The 18,925-nt window shown below is 58.4% G+C and carries 16 protein-coding genes; 11 read left to right on the top strand and 5 right to left on the bottom strand.

The window, feature by feature from the left end:
* Positions 1-75 precede the first annotated feature (75 nt).
* Positions 76-1,407 (bottom strand): type II toxin-antitoxin system HipA family toxin, encoded by a 1,332-nt coding sequence (locus tag AC5E6N_RS16240; protein WP_491748791.1) that lies wholly within the window; start codon positions 1,405-1,407, stop codon positions 76-78.
* Complete coding sequence (locus AC5E6N_RS16235) at positions 1,407-1,658, bottom strand: helix-turn-helix domain-containing protein (protein WP_491748790.1); 252 nt, start codon at positions 1,656-1,658, stop codon at positions 1,407-1,409. The genes AC5E6N_RS16240 and AC5E6N_RS16235 overlap by 1 nt, the downstream gene beginning before the upstream one ends.
* Positions 1,659-1,856: 198 nt before the next feature.
* Between AC5E6N_RS16235 and AC5E6N_RS16230 the strand changes: the two genes are divergently transcribed.
* The gene (locus tag AC5E6N_RS16230) at positions 1,857-2,546 is read left to right on the top strand and encodes a DUF4365 domain-containing protein (RefSeq protein WP_491748789.1); all 690 of its coding nucleotides are present in this window, start codon (positions 1,857-1,859) and stop codon (positions 2,544-2,546) included.
* 344 nt (positions 2,547-2,890) lie between these two features.
* On the opposite strand, the gene AC5E6N_RS16225 is transcribed toward AC5E6N_RS16230, so the two are convergent.
* Positions 2,891-3,112: a hypothetical protein gene (locus tag AC5E6N_RS16225; RefSeq protein ID WP_491748788.1), complete on the bottom strand. Its 222-nt coding sequence runs from the start codon at positions 3,110-3,112 to the stop codon at positions 2,891-2,893.
* A gap of 79 nt (positions 3,113-3,191) precedes the next feature.
* On the opposite strand from AC5E6N_RS16225, the gene AC5E6N_RS16220 reads away from it, so the two are divergent.
* The 9 genes from AC5E6N_RS16220 to AC5E6N_RS16180 all read left to right on the top strand — a co-directional run bounded on the left by AC5E6N_RS16220 (position 3,192) and on the right by AC5E6N_RS16180 (position 14,793).
* Positions 3,192-3,935, top strand: coding sequence for an IclR family transcriptional regulator (locus AC5E6N_RS16220; protein ID WP_491748787.1), 744 nt, complete (start codon positions 3,192-3,194; stop codon positions 3,933-3,935).
* 196 nt (positions 3,936-4,131) lie between these two features.
* Positions 4,132-5,232, top strand: coding sequence for an ABC transporter substrate-binding protein (locus tag AC5E6N_RS16215; protein WP_491748786.1), 1,101 nt, complete (start codon positions 4,132-4,134; stop codon positions 5,230-5,232).
* Positions 5,233-5,378: 146 nt separating this feature from the next.
* On the top strand, positions 5,379-6,251 hold the full coding sequence (locus AC5E6N_RS16210; RefSeq protein ID WP_491748785.1) for a branched-chain amino acid ABC transporter permease: 873 nt from the start codon (positions 5,379-5,381) through the stop codon (positions 6,249-6,251).
* Positions 6,248-8,059 carry a branched-chain amino acid ABC transporter ATP-binding protein/permease gene (locus tag AC5E6N_RS16205; protein ID WP_491748784.1) on the top strand — a complete coding sequence of 604 codons (1,812 nt, stop codon included), beginning with the start codon at positions 6,248-6,250 and terminating at the stop codon, positions 8,057-8,059. The genes AC5E6N_RS16210 and AC5E6N_RS16205 overlap by 4 nt, the downstream gene beginning before the upstream one ends.
* Positions 8,049-8,783, top strand: a complete 735-nt coding sequence (locus AC5E6N_RS16200; RefSeq protein WP_491748783.1) for an ABC transporter ATP-binding protein — start codon at positions 8,049-8,051, stop codon at positions 8,781-8,783. Before AC5E6N_RS16205 ends, AC5E6N_RS16200 begins: the two co-directional genes overlap by 11 nt.
* 25 nt (positions 8,784-8,808) lie before the next feature.
* Positions 8,809-9,522, top strand: a complete 714-nt coding sequence (locus AC5E6N_RS16195) for a maleate cis-trans isomerase family protein (RefSeq protein ID WP_491748782.1) — start codon at positions 8,809-8,811, stop codon at positions 9,520-9,522.
* 148 nt (positions 9,523-9,670) lie between these two features.
* Entirely contained in the window at positions 9,671-11,755 is a 2,085-nt protein-coding gene (locus AC5E6N_RS16190) for a hydantoinase/oxoprolinase family protein (protein WP_491748781.1), read from the top strand.
* 5 nt (positions 11,756-11,760) lie between these two features.
* Positions 11,761-13,377 (top strand): hydantoinase B/oxoprolinase family protein, encoded by a 1,617-nt coding sequence (locus tag AC5E6N_RS16185; RefSeq protein WP_491748780.1) that lies wholly within the window; start codon positions 11,761-11,763, stop codon positions 13,375-13,377.
* Between the two features lie 123 nt (positions 13,378-13,500).
* On the top strand, positions 13,501-14,793 hold the full coding sequence (locus tag AC5E6N_RS16180; protein WP_491748779.1) for a pyridoxal-phosphate dependent enzyme: 1,293 nt from the start codon (positions 13,501-13,503) through the stop codon (positions 14,791-14,793).
* A gap of 193 nt (positions 14,794-14,986) precedes the next feature.
* Here AC5E6N_RS16180 and AC5E6N_RS16175 read toward each other — a convergent pair whose 3' ends face one another.
* Positions 14,987-17,377 carry a thiamine pyrophosphate-binding protein gene (locus tag AC5E6N_RS16175; protein ID WP_491748778.1) on the bottom strand — a complete coding sequence of 797 codons (2,391 nt, stop codon included), beginning with the start codon at positions 17,375-17,377 and terminating at the stop codon, positions 14,987-14,989.
* Positions 17,378-17,500: 123 nt separating this feature from the next.
* Between AC5E6N_RS16175 and AC5E6N_RS16170 the strand changes: the two genes are divergently transcribed.
* Positions 17,501-17,971: an Lrp/AsnC family transcriptional regulator gene (locus AC5E6N_RS16170; RefSeq protein WP_491748777.1), complete on the top strand. Its 471-nt coding sequence runs from the start codon at positions 17,501-17,503 to the stop codon at positions 17,969-17,971.
* A 176-nt stretch (positions 17,972-18,147) separates the two neighbouring features.
* On the opposite strand, the gene AC5E6N_RS16165 is transcribed toward AC5E6N_RS16170, so the two are convergent.
* Positions 18,148-18,696, bottom strand: a complete 549-nt coding sequence (locus tag AC5E6N_RS16165) for a hypothetical protein (RefSeq protein ID WP_491748792.1) — start codon at positions 18,694-18,696, stop codon at positions 18,148-18,150.
* Between the last annotated feature and the right edge of the window lie 229 nt (positions 18,697-18,925).

Below are 18,925 nucleotides of genomic sequence, written 5' to 3'. Positions count from 1 at the left end.
CTGATAACTGTTTGTTACAAAACTAGTTTCCCAGATTCCTGGGGCCGATGCACCCCTCACTTTGAGAAATCCGGGCTAACCTCTCTCGATTGCCTCGGCATTGTAGTTGAAGCTGCTAATTCGCGCGGCGGCTGCCCTCATGACCGAAGCGTGGATGAACTCGGGAAAGCCTTTCGGCAGGGAAGCTTCCAATCGTTCGAATGCATCATCCGCGGTATCGGCGATTTGCTCGATGGCGTCGGGTACGAGCGTTTTCGGCAAGCCGGCTTCCGCGCCTGTCTGGATAAAATGCCGGGGATGAATGTTGGTAAACCGATAGTGACGGCTCTTGCCGACAGACATGGCCAGTTTCATTTGCTTGCGGTTGATCTGATTGTTGTCGAGGCTCGGCTGTGCGGTCAGCACATCGTAGAGCGGTGTCAGGTGAAAGCTTCCGCCCGATCCGAGATAGATACTGAAATTTTTAGCATGGCCGTCCGTCGCGCCGAGCAACCAGAAAAGAAGCTGTGCCTTGACGAAGGTCATTTGGTCTTCTGCTGGCGTGTCGCTGCCTTTCAGAAGATCGAGGATCGCGACCATGCCAGGGCCGCCGTCGCTTTGGTATTTCAGGGTCGGGGGCACCGACAAAGCCTGGCAGCAATCTTCCTGCGGTAGTCGCAGCAGCCGGCCATCTCTTGTCCAGCGGCGATCGAAGCGCTCGATCACGAGTGCCTTTGTTTCTCCGAAGGTTTTGATCTCGGCTTCGTTCACCGGAAGACCGAAAGCCTTGATGAATTTGAGGCAGTAGAATTCGTTTTCCACGCTATTTGATAGATCGATTCCGTTCGGCAACTGACCGATCTGCGTTTTGAACAGATGCGTGGTTGGCGTCGTGCCGTGAGGCTTGATCCATTTGTCGTCGTGCCACAGGAGAGCGGTCTTTTCCTGTGCGCCCGCCACCGATATGCGAAACTCGTCGTCACGGTTCAGGCCCAACGGTGCTTGCGCCAGACTGCGAAGCAGTCGGTCTATGGCCTCGTCATCGATGACATCGCCTACGATCTTGCCGGTGACGTCAATCTCTTCATCGCCGTCGGCTATGAATTGTAACGCCCCGACACAATCCCGGCCAATTGCAGCAAGCAGGCTGTAGGCATCGGTTCCGCGGGCTCCGACCTTTTCGGCTACGCGGCGACGCAGCGCGTCAGAGTCCGGTAGAAGGTTCTCGAAGACCGCTGCAACGGGTTCGCCACGGAAGGGTGTTTCGCGCAGAGGCAAAGAAAGGGAGACTGGCATGGCATGCTCCCATTCCAGCCAGTTTTCTACATACTGAAAGCCGATCGCGCCGCTTGGCTGTCTGGTCAATTGGCCGACCGGGCGGTTGTTCAGAAAAACCCGCAGCGGCGGATGTTGACGATGGCGAGGCATCAAAAGATGTCCTCGATGTTGTCCGCATGGGCTTTCGAGCGCGGCACAATTCTAAATTCCAGATCGAGCACGGCGAGAACCGACAGGATGGTTTCCAGTTTCGTGGCCGGATTACCTGTCTCGATCAGAGAAATGGTCTCCTGCCGCAAACCGGCGAGGTTGCCGAGTTCCGTCTGATTGAGGTCCCGCTTTTTGCGAGCGCGTTGTACGATGTTTCCGATCTGCTTCGGATTGCGTGCTAGATTTGCCATGCTGGTATTATGATCTAATTCTGATAAAAATGCAATATCGGATTTGGCACATAATATGACTTTATGCGTTGAATAACATAAATTCGGATTATAGGAATTGGCGCATAGTTGGGACCGGCGCGCTCAAGCCTGCGTTCAGGATAACCATCCATAACCGAGGCATGAAACAAGCATAAGTCCATACCAAATGTTATCTTAATGTTCTATAATTCCAACATGTCAAAGAATCTAGAGTATCCATTTTGGTCAAGTGATCTATTTGGCCCACATTCTGTTGTCTCTCAGGAGAGCATTGGCAAGCCAGCAGCGCGTCTGCGGTTTCTCAACATCGGTTTTCAGTTTGACGGTCGATCACGACCCGAGGCCGGCATCGACGGGATTGCAGAAGTAATGGATGATGGTCAGCCACTGGCGCGCATGATTGCCGTCCAGGTAAAGGCGACAGACCCGGGTAAGTACACATCAGAAGATGATCACGGGTTCAGCTACCTGCTGAAAAGCAAGGACCTCGATTACTGGCGCGGATCGAACCTGCCGGTCATCATTGTTCTCTATCGAAAGTCCGATGAATCCTTCTACTGGCAGGAGGTGCCGAGTGATTTCACTGAGGAAGAGCGCCGCCTACAATTCAGCAAGGAGCGTGATATTCTTGACCGAAACGCTGTGGATCGCCTTGCAGCCCTCACGGTTCCCAAAGCCGGTTTTGGACACTATGTCCCGCCTTTGGGTGGTGGCGAAGAAGCACTGGCCAACATCCTGCCTGTCAAATTGCCCCCGGAAATCTTCGTCGCCACAACGCCCTATACTGCCAAGAAGGCTGAGGCCATCCTACTCGACAGCGAGGAACCTGCACGTTTCGCCTCAAGGCTCAAATCAACGCCAGCTTAAAACCCGCATACATCACGGTCGACAAGTTAAGTGCATTTGCGTGGGAGCGTTCGACCTACGAGATCGGGCTATCATGCTCTCGGCTGTGTCAGCGAACAGGACCTTGCTTTCACCCGTCATGTGACCACGCAGCATTCGGAGCCTCTCCGGTCCAGTGCGCTCGACTATTGCGATCCCCGCCAGCAGAGCGGATCGCATGTAAAGCGGCATGATCGGCTTTGCAGGCGTGGGCAGGTTCTCTCGTTTCGCGGCAACGACACGGTCGAGATCCGGGATGATGGCGCCGAGGGCGTGGAAGCGCCAGAGGTCGTGTTCGTGCGGTATAGGTCCTGGAATGCGCCGCATCAGCAGAAGCCGAGCAATATCGGTTGGCGATGTCCAGCTTCCGGTACCACGTTTGGCTTCATCATCGAGCAGCTTTTCACCGCGCGGATCGGCACCACGCCCAAGGGTGTATTCAAACAAAATATATGCAGATCCGCGCATGGCCTGGCGGTTTCGCCTGCATCTCCGCAGAGCCGCTTCGCTTTGGTTTCGGCCTGATTGCTCAACTTGTCGAAACGCATTGACACCTTAATCAAAACAGCCAATAATACGCAATATGATACACTGTATTGATATGCGATACACTCTATGAGTCAATCCTTGGAACGTGGATTTGCGGTTCTCGAACTGTTGGACAGGGAGCCGGCCGGTCTCGGAATACGGGACATCGCCCGCCGTTTGTCACTGCATCCGGCTAATGTGCAGCGCATTATCGCCAGCCTGAAAAAGCTGTCCTATGTGCAGCAACTGGATTCTTCGAAGGACTACCGGCTGACCTTCAAAGCCTATTTTCTCGGTCATTCGATCCTGCGCGTGGACCGGTTAACGGCCGCAGCGGCACCGCAACTCGAAAAACTCACCGCCGAGCAGAAAGTCAGCGCCTATCTGGGTGTGCGCCGCGAAAACCGGGCCGTCTATCTGCAGGTGATGGAAGGCATGGGTCTGGTATCGACACATGTCGCGCCGGGTGAATCGGTGTATTTGCACACGACTGCGATGGGCAAGGTGCTTTTGTGCGCGCTCGCAGACGACGAAATTGCTGCGCTTTACCCCGATAATGTGCTGCCGGCAATGACCGAGAAATCGGTCGCGTCCCTACCGGACCTTGTCGCGGAAGTGAACACCCTTCGAGATCGTGAAGTCGTTTGTATCATTGAAGAAAACCTTTATGGGATCGCCGCTGTCGCTACGCCGGTGCGGAACCATGCAGGCGAGATCATCGCTGCTCTCAGTATTGCGATCCCCACGTCTTCCCGAATGGAAGACGAGATAAGGCGCCTTTCCACCATCGTCAGCGAAACGGGTCGGCGTATTTCGCAGGACTGCGGATATGGCGAGGAGTGAAGCCGGCGCCGCGGCGGTCCAGGCTAGGTTCGATCCACTCAAATCAAGAAGCGAACAGTCAAAAGGGAGATCGCAAACAACGGAAATGATCGAGAGATAAGACCCGGGGATGGAAATCCCAAAACCATAAAATTTACGAATGTGGAGGAAAACCCAAATGAAAGCGTTATCGAATTCAAGGAGCGTTCTACGCGCTGTGGCGGCAGGAACCGCGGCCACGCTCTTTGCCCTCACCGCCGCACAAGCACAGGAAAACACCGTCAAGGTCGGGCTCAGCTCGGCTTTCAGTGGCGTGATCGGTTTCCAGGGCGTGGATGCGAAAAGCGGCATCGAACTTGCGATCAAGCATCTGGAGACAAAAAATCCCGATATTGACTACGAGCTTGTCATCGCTGACGACGAATGCACCCCGGCAGGCGGCGCAACGGCGTTCCGCAATCTGATAGACGTTGAGGAAGTGGACGTCATTATCGGTCCCGGCTGCTCGGGAGCGACTCTCGGCGGCATGCCGGTTCTGCTCGAGGGAGCGGAAGTCCCGGCGATGACCTATGGTGCCACGCATCCAGCAATCACCACCAGCGGCAATCCGCATATGTGGCGCATGAATCTCAATGACGCCATCATTGCGAAATCGTTCTCCAGATTCATCGCCGATGACGGTGTGAAAACCGTGCATGTCCTGTCGGTCAACAACGATTTCGGTCGCGGTGCGTCGTCGGTCTATGAAGAGACACTTCCCGATTTTGGCGTGCAGTTCACCGGCGCCGAATTCTATACGACGGGCGTCACGGATTTGCGCAACATGATGACGAAAATTGCCCAGGTAAATCCGGACGCCATTCTGTTCTTCGGCGAGCCGGCTGACTGTGCCCTGCTGGTGCGCCAGAAGCGCGAACTCAACATCGACGTGAAACTGTTCTCGCGTGGAGCCTGTTACACGGACGAAGCGCTCGTGTTGATGGGGGACCCCAATCTAGGCAACGGTCTCACGGAAGCGGCCTATTGGGCGCGAACGGAAAATCAGCCCATGGTTGAGGAATACAAGGAAATCCACGGTCGTTATCCTCCTTACAGTGCCGCTCTCGCCTACTACGCGATGCTCACGATCGACGAGGCCGTCAAACGCGGTTCCCCCGATCGAAAAGGCATCAGCAAGGGTCTCACCGAGGTCGACGTGGAACTGGACATTGGCCGGATCAAGTTCGACGCGCGCAATCAGGCTCATCCGTATCTCTTCATGGTGCAGATACGCAATGGTGAAGGCGTGGTCGTCGAGACGATCAAGGAGCATCCCTAAAACAGATGAGCGGGCGGCTGGCCGAAGCGGGCGGCCGCCCGGGCCATACCGGGGCAAGCCCTGCGAGTTGAAACGGTTGCTCAGGCTGGATCCGGCGGCACGGTCCACGCCTGGAGAGGCCAGGGGAACCACGTAAGGACAATATAATGGACCTACTGATCGTCCAATTGATCAACGGGCTGACATCAGGAGCGGAATACGCGCTGATTGCGGCGGGCCTCGCCCTGATTTTCGGGATCCTGCAGATCGTCAATTTTGCGCATGGCGAGTTTTACATGCTGGCCTCATTTCAGCTCTATCTGATGATGGTCGTCTTAAAGCTGCCCTATGCCCTTGCGGCACCGATTGTCGTCATCATCATGGCGCTGTCGGGCGCGCTTATCTATCTGGTGGTCATAAGGCGCGTCATCGCGAAGCCGTGGCAAATCCAACTGATTTCCACACTGGCGCTTTCGATCACGATGATCAACCTCGCCATCGTGATGGCCGGTCCCATGCCACGGTATATTGAAAGCCCGCTGAACGGCGTTGTCATAGACGTTCTTGGCGCTCGACTTTCGGTCCAACGCATATTGGTCCTGGCAGGCACGATTGTTGCTTTCACCAGCCTCTACCTCTTTCTGAAATACACGACCGTCGGCAAAGCGATGCGTGCTATCGCACAAAACCGCGAGGCGGCAATGGTCGTCGGCATCAGCGTTCCCGTCATCGGTTTGGTCACGACGGTGATCGCAAGCAGCTTCGCCGGGCTTGCCGGCGCTTTGATCGCGCCCCTTTACACCGTCAGCCCGTCCATGGCGATCCTTGTTAACATCAAGGCGTTCGTCGCGGTGATCGTCGGCGGTTTCGGCAACGTCACCGGCGCCGTTATCGCCGCCTTTCTGATCGGGTTGTTCGAAGCGGTCGCGACCGCCTTCATTTCCACCGAATACACAGACGCAATCGTGTTCGCGGGCATGATCCTCGTGTTGCTTGTGCGTCCAAACGGCCTGTTCGGCAAGGCCGTGAGGGTTGGATGATGACCAGGGCGGGCTTTGTTCGTGACAATGGTTGGCTGCTTGTGCTGCTGCTGGCAGCCGTTTTGATGCCCGCCTTTGCTGACAAGAACTACTATATCAGCATCGGCATCAATACCCTTATCATCGTCTGTCTGGCTATCGCTTACGACCTGGTCGTGGGCCGGGTGGGCGCGCTCAGTTTTGCGCAACCGGTCTTTTACGGCTTCGGTATGTACGTCACCGCCCTCCTGGCGGTTAACTTCGATCTGGGTTTCTGGTGGCAGGTGCTGGCGTCGATGGCCGGGGGCCTCCTGCTGTCGCTGGTCGTCGGGATACCGTCCTTCCGTCTCAATCTTCATGCATTCGCTATCGGCACGCTCGGTTTTGCGACCATCGCTCAACTGATCGCGACAAACTGGATGGAGGTGACGCAGGGACCGCTGTGCGTGGCCGGCGTCCCGCGCTCCACGATTCCGTTTGGCATTTTCGAGATTGCTCCGCGCAGCCTTACCCAGCAATATTACTTCATCCTGACGATTGCGGCGTTGGCGGTAATTGGCGCGGTCGCCATCTCAAGGCGCAAGCTGGGGCTGGCTTTCCTGGCGGTCCGTGACGACCCGGTGCTCGCGACCACCACCGGTTTCCTGCCGACCGGTCTGCGGTTGATCGCTTTCGGAATCGCTGCGATGATTTCGGCCGTTGCAGGCGTTTTCGCCGCCCAGTTCCAAACCGTCGTCTGTCCGGATTCATTGGCGACCCAGACCACCGTAACCCTGCTGATAATCGCTTTTATCGGCGGCAGAGCGAGTTTCCGCGGTGTGCTGGCAGCGGCCGTTATCTTCACCGTGCTCCCGCAAGTGCTGCGGATTGCCGACGAATGGCGCATGGTGATCTTCGGGGCGTTGCTGCTCACCACCGTGCTCACAGTCCCCGACGGTCTGGAGAATCTGTTTCAAAGGCTGGAAAGCTGGTGGTCCAATCGGCGTGAAACGCCGACGCGGCGCTTTGTCCCCGCCCAGCCTGCACCGGTCGACGCCGGGCATCCGGTTCAAATCGTCGACCCCGACGAGCGCATTGCCGGCGGGGAGCTCAGCATATCGGGTCTGACCAGGGCGTTCGGCGGCGTTGTTGCAGTCGACGACCTTTCATTCACGGTAACGCCCGGAGAGCTGGTTGGGCTGATCGGGCCCAACGGATCGGGCAAGTCGACCTGCCTGGACTGCGTCTCCGGCATCACCAGACCCGATAAGGGTATCGTGGCAATGAACGGCAGGGATATTACGGGCCGTCCCTCGAACGAACTTGCCAAACAAGGGCTCATTCGCACATTCCAGGCAACCCGCGTCTATGAATCGCTGACCATCAGGGAGAACCTGGCGGTCTCGTCGCACGGGCGACAGCCGCCACTTGGCGAGTGGAGAGACTACTTCCGCTCCCGTACCGAAAGCCGGGCCTTCTCGGAGAGGGCCAACCACCTGATCGAAACGCTCAACCTGAAACATGTCGAGGATCGTGCGGCGGGGCAGCTTTCCTACGGTCAGCGTAAACTGATTCAATTCGCATCCGCCCTCATCGTACCGCCGCAGATACTGCTTCTCGATGAACCGCTTTCAGGAGTCAATCCGACCATCATCAATCTCTTCAAGCAGTACATCCTTGCCCATAACGAACACGGTCTCACCATTGTTTTGGTCGAGCACAATCTTCCCGTCGTGTCTGAACTCTGCAATCGCCTGATCGTCCTAGAGCAGGGTCGGAAGATCGCTGACGGCGATCCGCACACGGTGATGAGTGATCCGAAAGTTCAGGAGGCTTATCTTGGACACTGAAACCTCAGCGAACCTTGAGCTTCGGGACATCCATGCAGGTTATGGCGAATTGCTGATCTTGAGCGGCATCAGCCTTTCCGCGCGCGCAGGCACGATCACATCCGTAATCGGCGCAAATGGCGCCGGTAAATCCACGCTTCTGAAAACGATCTTCGGCATGGTCGCGATCAGGGACGGAACGCTTCTGCTTGGCGGTGACGACATTACCGGAACATCATCCACCGCCCGCTTGAAGCTGGGTATCGCCATCGTACCGCAAGGCCGCTGCAACTTTCCCCAGATGACCATCAGGGAGAACCTCGAAATGGGTGCGTATACACGCGCAGACGGCGGCGTCGCACGGGACATAGAACAGATGTTCGATCTGTTCCCGGTCCTGCGCAGGAAAGAAAGGCTTCAGGCGGGAGACATGAGCGGTGGCGAACAGCAGATGCTTGAGATGGCAATGGCGCTGATGATCCATCCCAAGGTTCTTCTTCTCGATGAGCCGTCCCTTGGCCTGTCGCCGGCCATGGTCGATCAGGTCTTTGCCTCGATACGGTCTCTGGCACAAACCAAAGGCACCGCGGTGATTATGGTGGAACAGAACGCGGTTCAGGCGCTCAAGATTTCCAACGCCGGCATCGTGATCGAGCTCGGCAAGGTCGGTGCGTCCGGCACCGGGCCGGAAATGCTGCGCAACCCGGAAGTCCGACGGGCCTATCTGGGTCTTCCCAATGTCTGAATTCAAAGCTCAGGAGGTTGATATATTGAACGAAGAACGCACCGGTCTCGGCATTATTGTGCCGTCAGCAAATTCGATCGTCGAACGTGACTACACGAGACTCCAGATGCCCGGCGTCTCCTTCCATTTTTCCCGCGGCTTCAACAGTGAGGACGTGGAGGAGCAACTGTTTGCAATGAAGGAGAACACCCGTGAAGCGGCCGAACTGCTCAGCCATGTCCGCTGGATCAAAGCCGTGGCCCTGGCTTGCACGGGGGGAAGCTTCATCGGCGGAGCGGGTTACGACGAGGGCCTCGTCGAGGTGATGACCGAGGCATCCGGCCTGCCTTCGGCAACCACTTCGGGCAGCGTTATCATCGCTCTGCGCGCTCTGGGCATGAAAAAGGTAGCCGTGTTCGATCCTTATCCGCAGTGGCTGTCCGCACTGCTGACGACCTTTCTCGAGGCGCATGACATTGACGTTGTGGCCAGCCATTGCGATTTCGGCATGACACGCACGGTGGGTCAGGACGACTACCAGCCGATCAACGACTGGATCATCCCTCGCGTGCCCGAGGACGCCGACGGCGTGTATATCGCTTGCACCAATTTTTCGTGGCTGAGGGGCATCGCCCCCCTCGAGCGGCACATCGGACGGCCGGTGCTGACCAGTAACCTGGCGACCATATGGCGGCTGCTCCAGATCGGCGGGGTTGCCGGTCCGGTCCCTATTCTGGATACCCGCCTCGGTAAGCTTTGACCCGAAGAACGCCGTGATGTTCGCGGCTGAAATTTGATGCATCCCACAGGGACAAGAGTGATGAGTGACTTAACTTTTTTCCAGCGTTTTGAGTATCGGTCGCCAAGTGGGACTCGATCCGCCTGCCATTTCGGATTGGAGAGAGTGAATGTCTGATACGCCGGATGTTCTGATGGCGGCCGATATTGGCGGAACCTTTACGGATGTCGTCCTACAGATCGGTGAGCGACGACTGACGCGCAAGGTCCTTACAACACCCGACAGGCCGGAAGTCGGCATGCTTGGCGGCCTCGGCCTTGTTCTTGAGGATGCCGGTGCGTCTTTTGCGGATATCCGCACCCTGGTTCATGGCACGACGCTTGCCACCAATGCCATTATCGAGCGCAACGGCGCGAAAACCGCTCTTGTTTCCACAAAGGGCTTTCGCGACACACTCGAAATCGCCACTGAAAGCCGCTTCGACCAGTATGACCTGATGATCGAGAAGCCGACGCCTCTCGTTCCCCGGTCGCTTCGCTTCACCGTTCCGGAACGGGTGGACGTGAATGGTCGTGTCTTGCTTCCGCTTGACGAAAACGCATTGCCTCAACTCGCCGAGGCGCTCCATGACGTCGAGGTCGAGGCGGTCGCCGTCTGTTTTCTGCATTCCTATGCCAATGCGGAGCATGAATTGCGGGTCCGGCAATATATTTCAGGCGCGCTGCCGGGTGTGGCCGTTTGCCTGTCCCATCAGGTTTGCCCCGAGGCAAGAGAGTATGAGCGGGCCTCGACCACGGTGGCCAACGCCTATGTCCAGCCAAGGATAGAGGGATATCTGGGTCGTTTGGCCAGCCAACTCGAAGCGTGCGGCTTTTCCGGAACCATCTTCCTGATGACATCGGGAGGCGGGCTTACCTCACTGGAAGCGGCTCGGGCGTTTCCGGTCCGGTTGGTGGAGTCCGGTCCGGCGGGGGGCGCGATATTCGCCGCCGGAATTGCAGCGGTCGCAGATGAACACAATGTGCTGTCCTTCGACATGGGTGGCACCACCGCGAAGATCTGCCTCATCGAGGGCGGGGAACCCTCGACGACACGTCTTTTCGAGGTCGACCGAATGGCGCGATTCATGAAAGGGTCGGGTCTGCCGCTCCGCATCCCGGTTATGGAGATGGTTGAAATCGGCGCTGGCGGCGGCTCAATCGCACAAGTCGATTCGGTGGGCCAGATTACCATAGGCCCCCGCAGTGTTTCGTCGAAGCCAGGACCGGCCTGCTATGATTTGGGCGGTGATTTCGCCTCCGTAACAGACGCCGACCTCGTCATCGGTCTGCTGGACCCGGACAGCTTTGCCAACGGAGCTATTACCCTTCGTCCCGATCTTTCCACGGCGGCGCTCGCCAAGGATGTCGGAGACAAGCTTGGAGTCGATGCAACGGCGGCCGCATATGGTGTGTTTGAAATGGTCTGCGAAAACATGACCAGTGCGGCGCGCATGCATGCGGCCGAATGCGGAGCGAACCTGGAAGCATACACGATGATCGCCTTCGGAGGGGCCGCGCCGCTGCACGCGGCGCGGGTCGCCGAAAAGGCCGGTATCGGAAAGGTGCTCATTCCTGCCAATGCCGGTGTCGGTTCTGCGGTCGGTTTCCTCGCCGCGCCGATCGCATACGAGATTGTCCGGTCCTCGCCGCAGCGCCTTGGCGAAGATTTCGATTTCGACGGTGTAAACAGCCTGTTGGCGGAGATGTCGGCCGACGCCCATACACTGGTGGAGGCGGGCGCCGCGGGCGAGCCGCTGTTTGAAAAGCGGGTCGCCTTCATGCGCTATGTCGGGCAGGGCCATGAGATAACCGTCGATCTGCCGGACGAGATGATGTCGCCGCGGATGATCGGCGACCTGCGCGCACGGTTCGAAGCGGAATACACACGGCAGTTCTCCCGGATAATTCCGCTCGCCGACATAGAGGCGATCAACTGGTCCGTGCTGGTCTCGACCCGTCCCGGCCGACCGCAGCCGGCGCCGGGTGTCCCGCGCCGAAGCGCCATGCCGCCTTGTGCCACGCGATTGCTGTTTGACGGGCGAACCCGCGAGAGAATCGAGGTCCCCGTATACCACCGGCACGAACTGGGACCGGGCATGTTCGTCGACGGTCCCGCACTCATCACCGAGGTTGAGACAACCGTGTTTGTGACCGCCCATTTCGATGCGCACATTGACGGCGCCGGTTGCATTGTTCTGCAGAAGAAGGCCTGAGCGACATGAACCCAAAAGACGGCAGTTTCCTTGATATGCAGATCATGTGGAACCGGTTGATTGCGGTCACCGGAGAGCAGGCCAAGGCACTTATCCGCACGGCGTTCAGCACGATCGTCCGCGAATGCGAGGATATTTCCGCCGGCGTATTTGACCTGAAGGGACGCATGATCGCCCAGGCGGTCACCGGAACGCCCGGACACATCAACTCCATGGCCGAAGCGGTGAAGCACTTTTTGGAGCATTTTCCACCCGAGGGGATGAATGAAGGCGATACCTATATTACCAACGATCCCTGGATGGGAACCGGTCACCTCAACGACTTCGTTTTGACCACACCGGCTTTTCACAATGGCAAGCTCGTCGCCTTTTTTGCCTGCACAAGCCACCTCATGGACGTCGGCGGTTTGGGTGTCAGCCCCGAATCCTCCGATGTCTTCATGGAGGGGCTGTATATTCCCATGCTCAAATTGATTGATCGTGGGCAGGTCAACGAAACGCTCATGGCAATGATCAAGGCCAATTCACGCATTCCGATCGAGACGGAGGGTGACGTTTATTCCCTCGTTGCCAGCAATGAAGTCGGCGCAAGCGCGCTGATACGCATGATGGACGAATTCGGCATCGACGATATCGAGCCCCTGGCCGAATATGTCTTTGCCAGATCACGTCAGGCGGTGCTCAGGAAAATAGCCGATCTGCCCAAAGGCAGTTGGTCCTGTCGCATGAACACCGATGGATATGATGAACCGATACAGCTCGCAGCCACATTGACGATCTCGGATAGCGCTATCCACGTTGACTATGAAGGCACCTCGCGGTCCGTCAACAAGGGCATAAACGTTCCGCTTGCGTATACCAAGGCCTACAGTGTTTTTGCGCTTGCTTGCGTGGTCGGCGGCGATATTCCCAACAATGCCGGATCGCTGGAGCCGTTTACGGTGTCGGCTCCGCAAAATTCGGTGGTCAACGCTCAAAAGCCATTGCCGGTGGCTGCCCGGCATGTCATCGGCCTGTTCCTTCCGGATGTTGTATTCGGATGTTTGCGCCAGGCCGTACCCGATCGGGTGCCGGCCGAAGGCGCCTCCTGCATCTGGAATGTGACGGTACGTGGGCGGTATCGGACCAACCGGTCTGACCAGACGCCCTACACGATTTCAATAACCATGAATGGCGGCACCGGCGCCAGACTGAACAAGGACGGATTGTCGGCAACGGCATTTCCCACCGGTGTTCACGGTACGCCGGTGGAAATTGCGGAGATGCAGGCGCCTCTTGTTTTCTGGCGCAAGGAATTGCGGCAGGGCAGCGGCGGTGATGGCCGGACCAGAGGCGGTCTCGGTCAGATCGTCGAAATATCAAGCCGGGACGGCATGCCGTTCGAACTGCTCGCCGCGTTCGACCGGATCAAGTTCCCTGCGAGAGGCCAGTTCGGCGGCAAGGACGGGGCTCCCGGCTATGTGGGGCTGTCCACCGGCGAGAGCGTCGATGGCAAGGGTGTGACGACAATCATGCCCGATCAACGGCTTGTCCTGAAGATGCCGGGCGGCGGCGGATTGGGCGATCCGGCAAACAGAGACGCCCGGCGGCGTGAGTTCGACCAGGGGAACGAGTTGGTTTGATTTCAACATGTCGCTCAATCCGGCACTGCTTTCGTGCGCTCCGTGGCGCGCGTTTGATCCGGCCGGAATGACCGCCTGTGCTTCAGGCGGTCCTGTGAAACTTGTCATCAAACGGGAGAATGTATGATGGAAGCCGAGGCAATTGCTGATCGCGTGTCGTCGTTGTTGTGTGGCCGTTGCGGTGATCGCCAGCCTGCCGGACGTGCGATCGATTCACGAGGATGTCCCGACTGCCGCGAAACGGCGCCGGCGAATTACGAGGTATTCTACACGAGCGAGGCGATTGACGCGCGACGTTTGCCGACCGGCTCGGAAAACGCCGGACTGTGGCGGTACGACCCGTTTCTACCCGTTGCTGCGTCAGCGGCCGTTTCGCTTGGCGAAGGCAATACGCCGCTATGCCGTGTCGACAGGCTGGCGAGTGAATTGGGGCTGGAGTGTCTTTTTGTAAAAGACGAAAGCAGAAACCCGACATGGTCCTACAAGGATCGCTTTTCGACGGTAACCGTGTCTCATGCCGTCAAGACCGGCGCCGGCGTTGTGGCGACCGCGTCGTCCGGAAACGCCGGCGCGTCCCTGGCGGCCTATGCGGCAAAGGCCGCAATACCCTGTGTCGTCGCCACTTTCTCTCAAGCTTCCGGCGCGCTGCTTCAACAGGTTCATAAATATGGAGCCATGATTCTTCCGCTGGAGGACATGGATCAGCGTTGGCCAATCTTGCAAGAAGCTTCAACCCGGTTCGGCTGGTTCATCAGCTCGCCATTCACCTCACCCGTGGTCGGCAGCCATCCTATCGGCATCGAGGGTTACAAGACCATCGCATATGAAACATATGAGCAACTGGGCCGAAGCCTGCCGGACTGGTTCGTTCTGCCGGTCGCATATGGCGATGCCCTGTCGGGAATCTGGCGCGGTTTCAAGGATCTCCGCGATATGGGCCTATGCTCCAGGTTGCCGCGCATGGTTGCAACGGAGGCCTACGGGTCGATCGGGAAGACTTTGGCCACCAGCTCTGACCGGCTGTTCCGCGTCAACCCGCCGTCGGGTACGAAACTGGTTTCCATTGCGACGGCTCAAAGCACTTACCAGGCATTGAAAGCGGTTCGGGAGTCCGGCGGCCACGCCATCACAATCGACGAGGACGAAATCGTGCACTGGCAGGAATATCTGGCAAGCCGGGAAGGCTTGTTCCTGGAATTGTCGTCAGTGACACCGGTTCTGGCAACCAAAGGCCTTGTGGACCAAGGGGTCATCTCTCCCTCGGACAAGGTTGTATGCCTGGCGACGGCAAGCGGCATGAAAGACCTCGAATACTCGGCAGATCCCGAAATCCGCTATCCGACGGTGAAGCCGGGCTTGGAAAATGCACTTTGCTATCTGCGCGATCACTACAGCTACGAACCCGGCAATCCGTAACATGCCCTTGAAATCTTTGAGTTCACAAAGGAAAGCGACTGATTTCCGCGTACGACATCGATCGCAAACCGTCACCCGTACCGATGGGATGTTTGCTGGACCGCCTATGAAGCACGGTAGCCTGGCCGAATATCCGGAAAAACTGGCTCACCTGCCGCAGGAAGACGGCACATTGCTTTGCAATGGACCGATTTCAGCCAAATTCCCGGCCATGTGACAATGCTGCGGCGGCATGTGCGATCGATGTCGCGTCAATGCCGTAGTGCCGGTAGAGATCGGCGACGGTTCCCGTCTGGCCGAAATGCTCGACTCCCAGGCTGACGGTTCGGTGCCCGGCCACGCCCCCCAGCCATGAAAGCGTTGCCGGATGGCCGTCTATGACGGTAACGATCCGGCAATGCCGCGGAAGCCTGACGAGCATGCGCTCGATATGGCTTGCGGCGCCGGGATGTCCGCGCGCCTGCGCCCGCTGCGCGGCCTGCCATCCCGCATTGAGCCGGTCGGCCGACGTGATCGAAAGGACGCCGATATCGCGCCTCAGATCGGCGAGCATCCCCGCCGCTGCGATCGCCTCGGTACCGACCGCGCCCTGATAGGCGATGATCACTTCGGCATTCGGGCCGGGCTCTTTCAGCCAGGAGGCGCCGTTGACCACGTCCTGCGCGAAATGCGGGTTGGGCTTGCGCCCCGGCTGCTCCACCTCGCGGGTCGAAAGCCTGAGATAGACGGATCCGCCCGTTTCGTCGCGCAGCCAGGTAAGCTCGTCGGGATCGTCCTCCCCGTCACGCTGAAGATAGTCGAACGCCCAGGCCACGATGATCGCGAGTTCGTCGGCGAAGGCCGGTTCGAAGCTCGCAAGCCCGTCCTGGCTCATGCCGATCAGCGGCTGTGCCACCGACTGGTGTGCTCCGCCCTCGCTCGACAGGGAGATGCCGGACGGCGTGCCGGCGGCGATGAAGCGGGCGTCCTGATAGCAGGCGTAGTTCAAGGCGTCGAGACCGCGCGAGACGAACGGATCATAGAGCGTCCCGATCGGCAGCAGCCGCTCGCCGAACAGCGAGTGGGAAAGCCCGGCGGCGCCCAGCAGCAGAAACAGATTCATCTCGGCAATGCCGAGTTCGATATGCTGGCCACGCGGGGAAAAGTCCCATTTCTGCATGCTTGGAATGCGCTGATCGCGAAACAGATCGGCCAGTTCCTTGCGGGCAAAGAGCCGACGGCGATTGACCCACGGGCCGAGATTGGTCGATACGGTGACGTCCGGCGAGGTCGTAACGATGCGGGAGGCAAGATCGCTGTCGGACTTGGCTATCGTATCCAGGATGCGGCCGAAGGCGGCCTGGGTTGACGTTTCCTCGCGCACCGCCGCCGGGCTGACCGCGACCGCCTGCGGCACCGCGATGCGTTCCGCACGGTAGCGCCGCGGCCCGCCAACGAAAAACGGCACCGCGTCGAGGAAAGTCCGCATATCGGTCTCGGAAGCGTCGAAACCCTCGAACCGTTCCCATTCACGATCCGGCCGGACCTCCATCTGCTCCTGAAAGGACTGCATCTGCGCCGTGGTCATCAGGCCCGCATGATTGTCCTTGTGGCCGGCGAGCGGCGTGCCCCAGCCCTTGACCGTATAGGCGATGAGAGCCGTCGGCCGGTCATGGTCGATGCCGTTGAAGGTCTCGGTCAGCGTCTGGAGGCAATGGCCGCCGAGGTTGTTCATCAGGTCCGACAGTTCGTTGTCCGAGCGCCTCCCGATCAGCGCGGACAGGTCGCCCTGATCGCCGAGTTCGTCGAGCAGGCGCTTTCGCCAGGCCGCGCCACCTTGGAACAGCAGCGCCGAATAAAGCTGATTCGGACAGGCGTCGATCCACGCCTTCAGCGCCCCGCCGCCGGGCTCCGCGAAGGCGGCGCGCTGCGAAGCGCCGTATTTCAGCGTTACCACGTCCCACCCGAACGCCTTGAATACTGTCTCGATACGGTCGTAGAGCCCTTCGCGCACGACCCCGTCAAGGCTCTGCCGGTTATAGTCGATGATCCACCAGCAATTGCGCAAATTGTGCTTCCAGCCCTCCTGCAGCGCCTCATAGACATTGCCCTCATCGAGTTCGGCATCGCCCACGAGCGCGATCATCCGGCCAGGCTTTTCGCCCGCATCCCTCCAGCCCTTTGCGGCGATGTAATCCTGAACCAGCGACGCGAAGGGCGTGATCCCCACGCCGAGGCCGACCGATCCGGTCGAAAAATCGACATCGTCGACATCCTTGGTCCGGCTCGGATAGGACTGTGCGCCGTGATACCCGCGAAAATTTTCCAGCTTCTCTCGGGTCTGGTTGCCCATCAGATACTGGATGGCATGGAAGACCGGCGAAGCATGCGGCTTGACCGCCACGCGGTCCTGCGGACGCAGCACGTCGAAATAGAGCACCGTCATGATCGACACCATCGAAGCCGAGGACGCCTGGTGGCCGCCGACCTTCACACCATCCACTTTCTCCCGCCGGTTCGCCTGGTCGACCATCCAGCAGGCGAGCCATAGCACCTTCTTCTCCAGTTGCCGCAGCATGGTCAGGTTACGGCTTTCAGTGGTCATCGCGGCATTCTCCCGGTCGGTCGTTCCCGGCAGAATACCAGTCTGGACGCACCATTTCCTTGCTATTTCCACCCTGAATTGATACTGGAATGGCAGAAAAATCCCGAAAATCTTGGGTGTTTGATGGAATCTGCCACAATCGACACGATAGACAGGACGATCCTTCGCGCGTTGCAGGCAAACGCCCGCATGACGAACCAGGAACTGAGCGAAAGGGTGGGTCTCAGCCCCTCGCCCTGCCTGCGCCGCCTGCGGCGGCTGGAGGCCGAGGGGATCATCACCGGCTATTCGGCAACGCTTGACGAGGAGAAGCTCGGACTGCCCGTCGCGATCTTCATGTCCGTGAAGCTCGAAAAGCAGATCGATTCGGCGCTGGTCGCCTTCGAAACCGAGATCATGAAGCATCCCGAGGTGGTGGATTGCTGGCTGATGACCGGCGACGATGACTACCTGCTGCGCATCCTGACGACCGGGCTGAAGGAATACGAGACGTTCCTCACCGGAACCCTCACCAAGATCCCGGGCATCGCATCGATCCAGTCTTCCGTATCGCTCAGGCGCGTGAAATCCTCAACATCACATATCATGCCGTGATCCGGATTGGAAAGCCGGCTGACGGGCGGGGGCGTTCCCTCAACTGACGCGGACGCCCGGCAACACACGCGGTTTGATCCGCGCGCGCAACTTGCCGGCCATCGCCGGCACGCCGCATCGCGTGGCGCGACGCGCTTGGCTGATCGGTGTCGCTTTGTATTTAATCGGGTTCTTCCTCACTTTGTGTGATAGAGCGTTAGCATTCTCGCCCTCATGAGTTTTGGACCGGCGCGACCGTACATTGCCCGCTTCAATATCTTGAGGCGATTGATATGCCCTTCGGCTTGCCCATTGCTCCATATGTCATGAAACAGATGGCGTGCGATGCGGTGTCCATCCTTCTGTCGGGCCTGCGGAGCGCCTTCTCTGACAGCCTGGGCATACAGGCTGCGCTCGTCCAGAACATCGACGACCGAGTGACGTTCGAGACCGACCATGACCGTGCCGTAGCGTGAGGAATGCCGCCAGCTCCAATCATCAATGCCCACAATCTCAGCCATCCGTTCAGTGCGTCGCCTGCATTGCCGGTGTTTACACTGCCACCGGCTTAGCCCGGATTTCTTTTTGTCCTTCAGATATCGCGCCATCCACTCGCGCGCCTCTCTCGTTTCATTCCTCAGCTGCTCAATTTCATCGCGGGAAAGCGGCTCGGCAGCTGTCGGCGGGGCATGTTTTGAACGCCCAGGGCTTTTGGGCTGTGAAACAGGCTTCGACTTTGACGGCATCTGGAACCCCTTCTGAAAAATCTATTACATGGATGAACTGGAGAAAATCGAGAAATTTGGGCACAATTTCCAGAAATTGCAAGTATGTTGTAATTCTTAAAAATACAATTTCAAAGTTTATTTCCTGACTGCCCGACCAAAGGCTGTCTTTCTATGGGGCCGTAATCGGCGGATTTTCACGCCATCAAGGGCGATCCGGGCTCGGCATCCCTTGACAATATGCTGGCAC

The sequence above is a fragment of the Hoeflea sp. genome (genome assembly GCF_984452065.1).
This window is presented reverse-complemented; position numbering and strand designations above follow the sequence as displayed.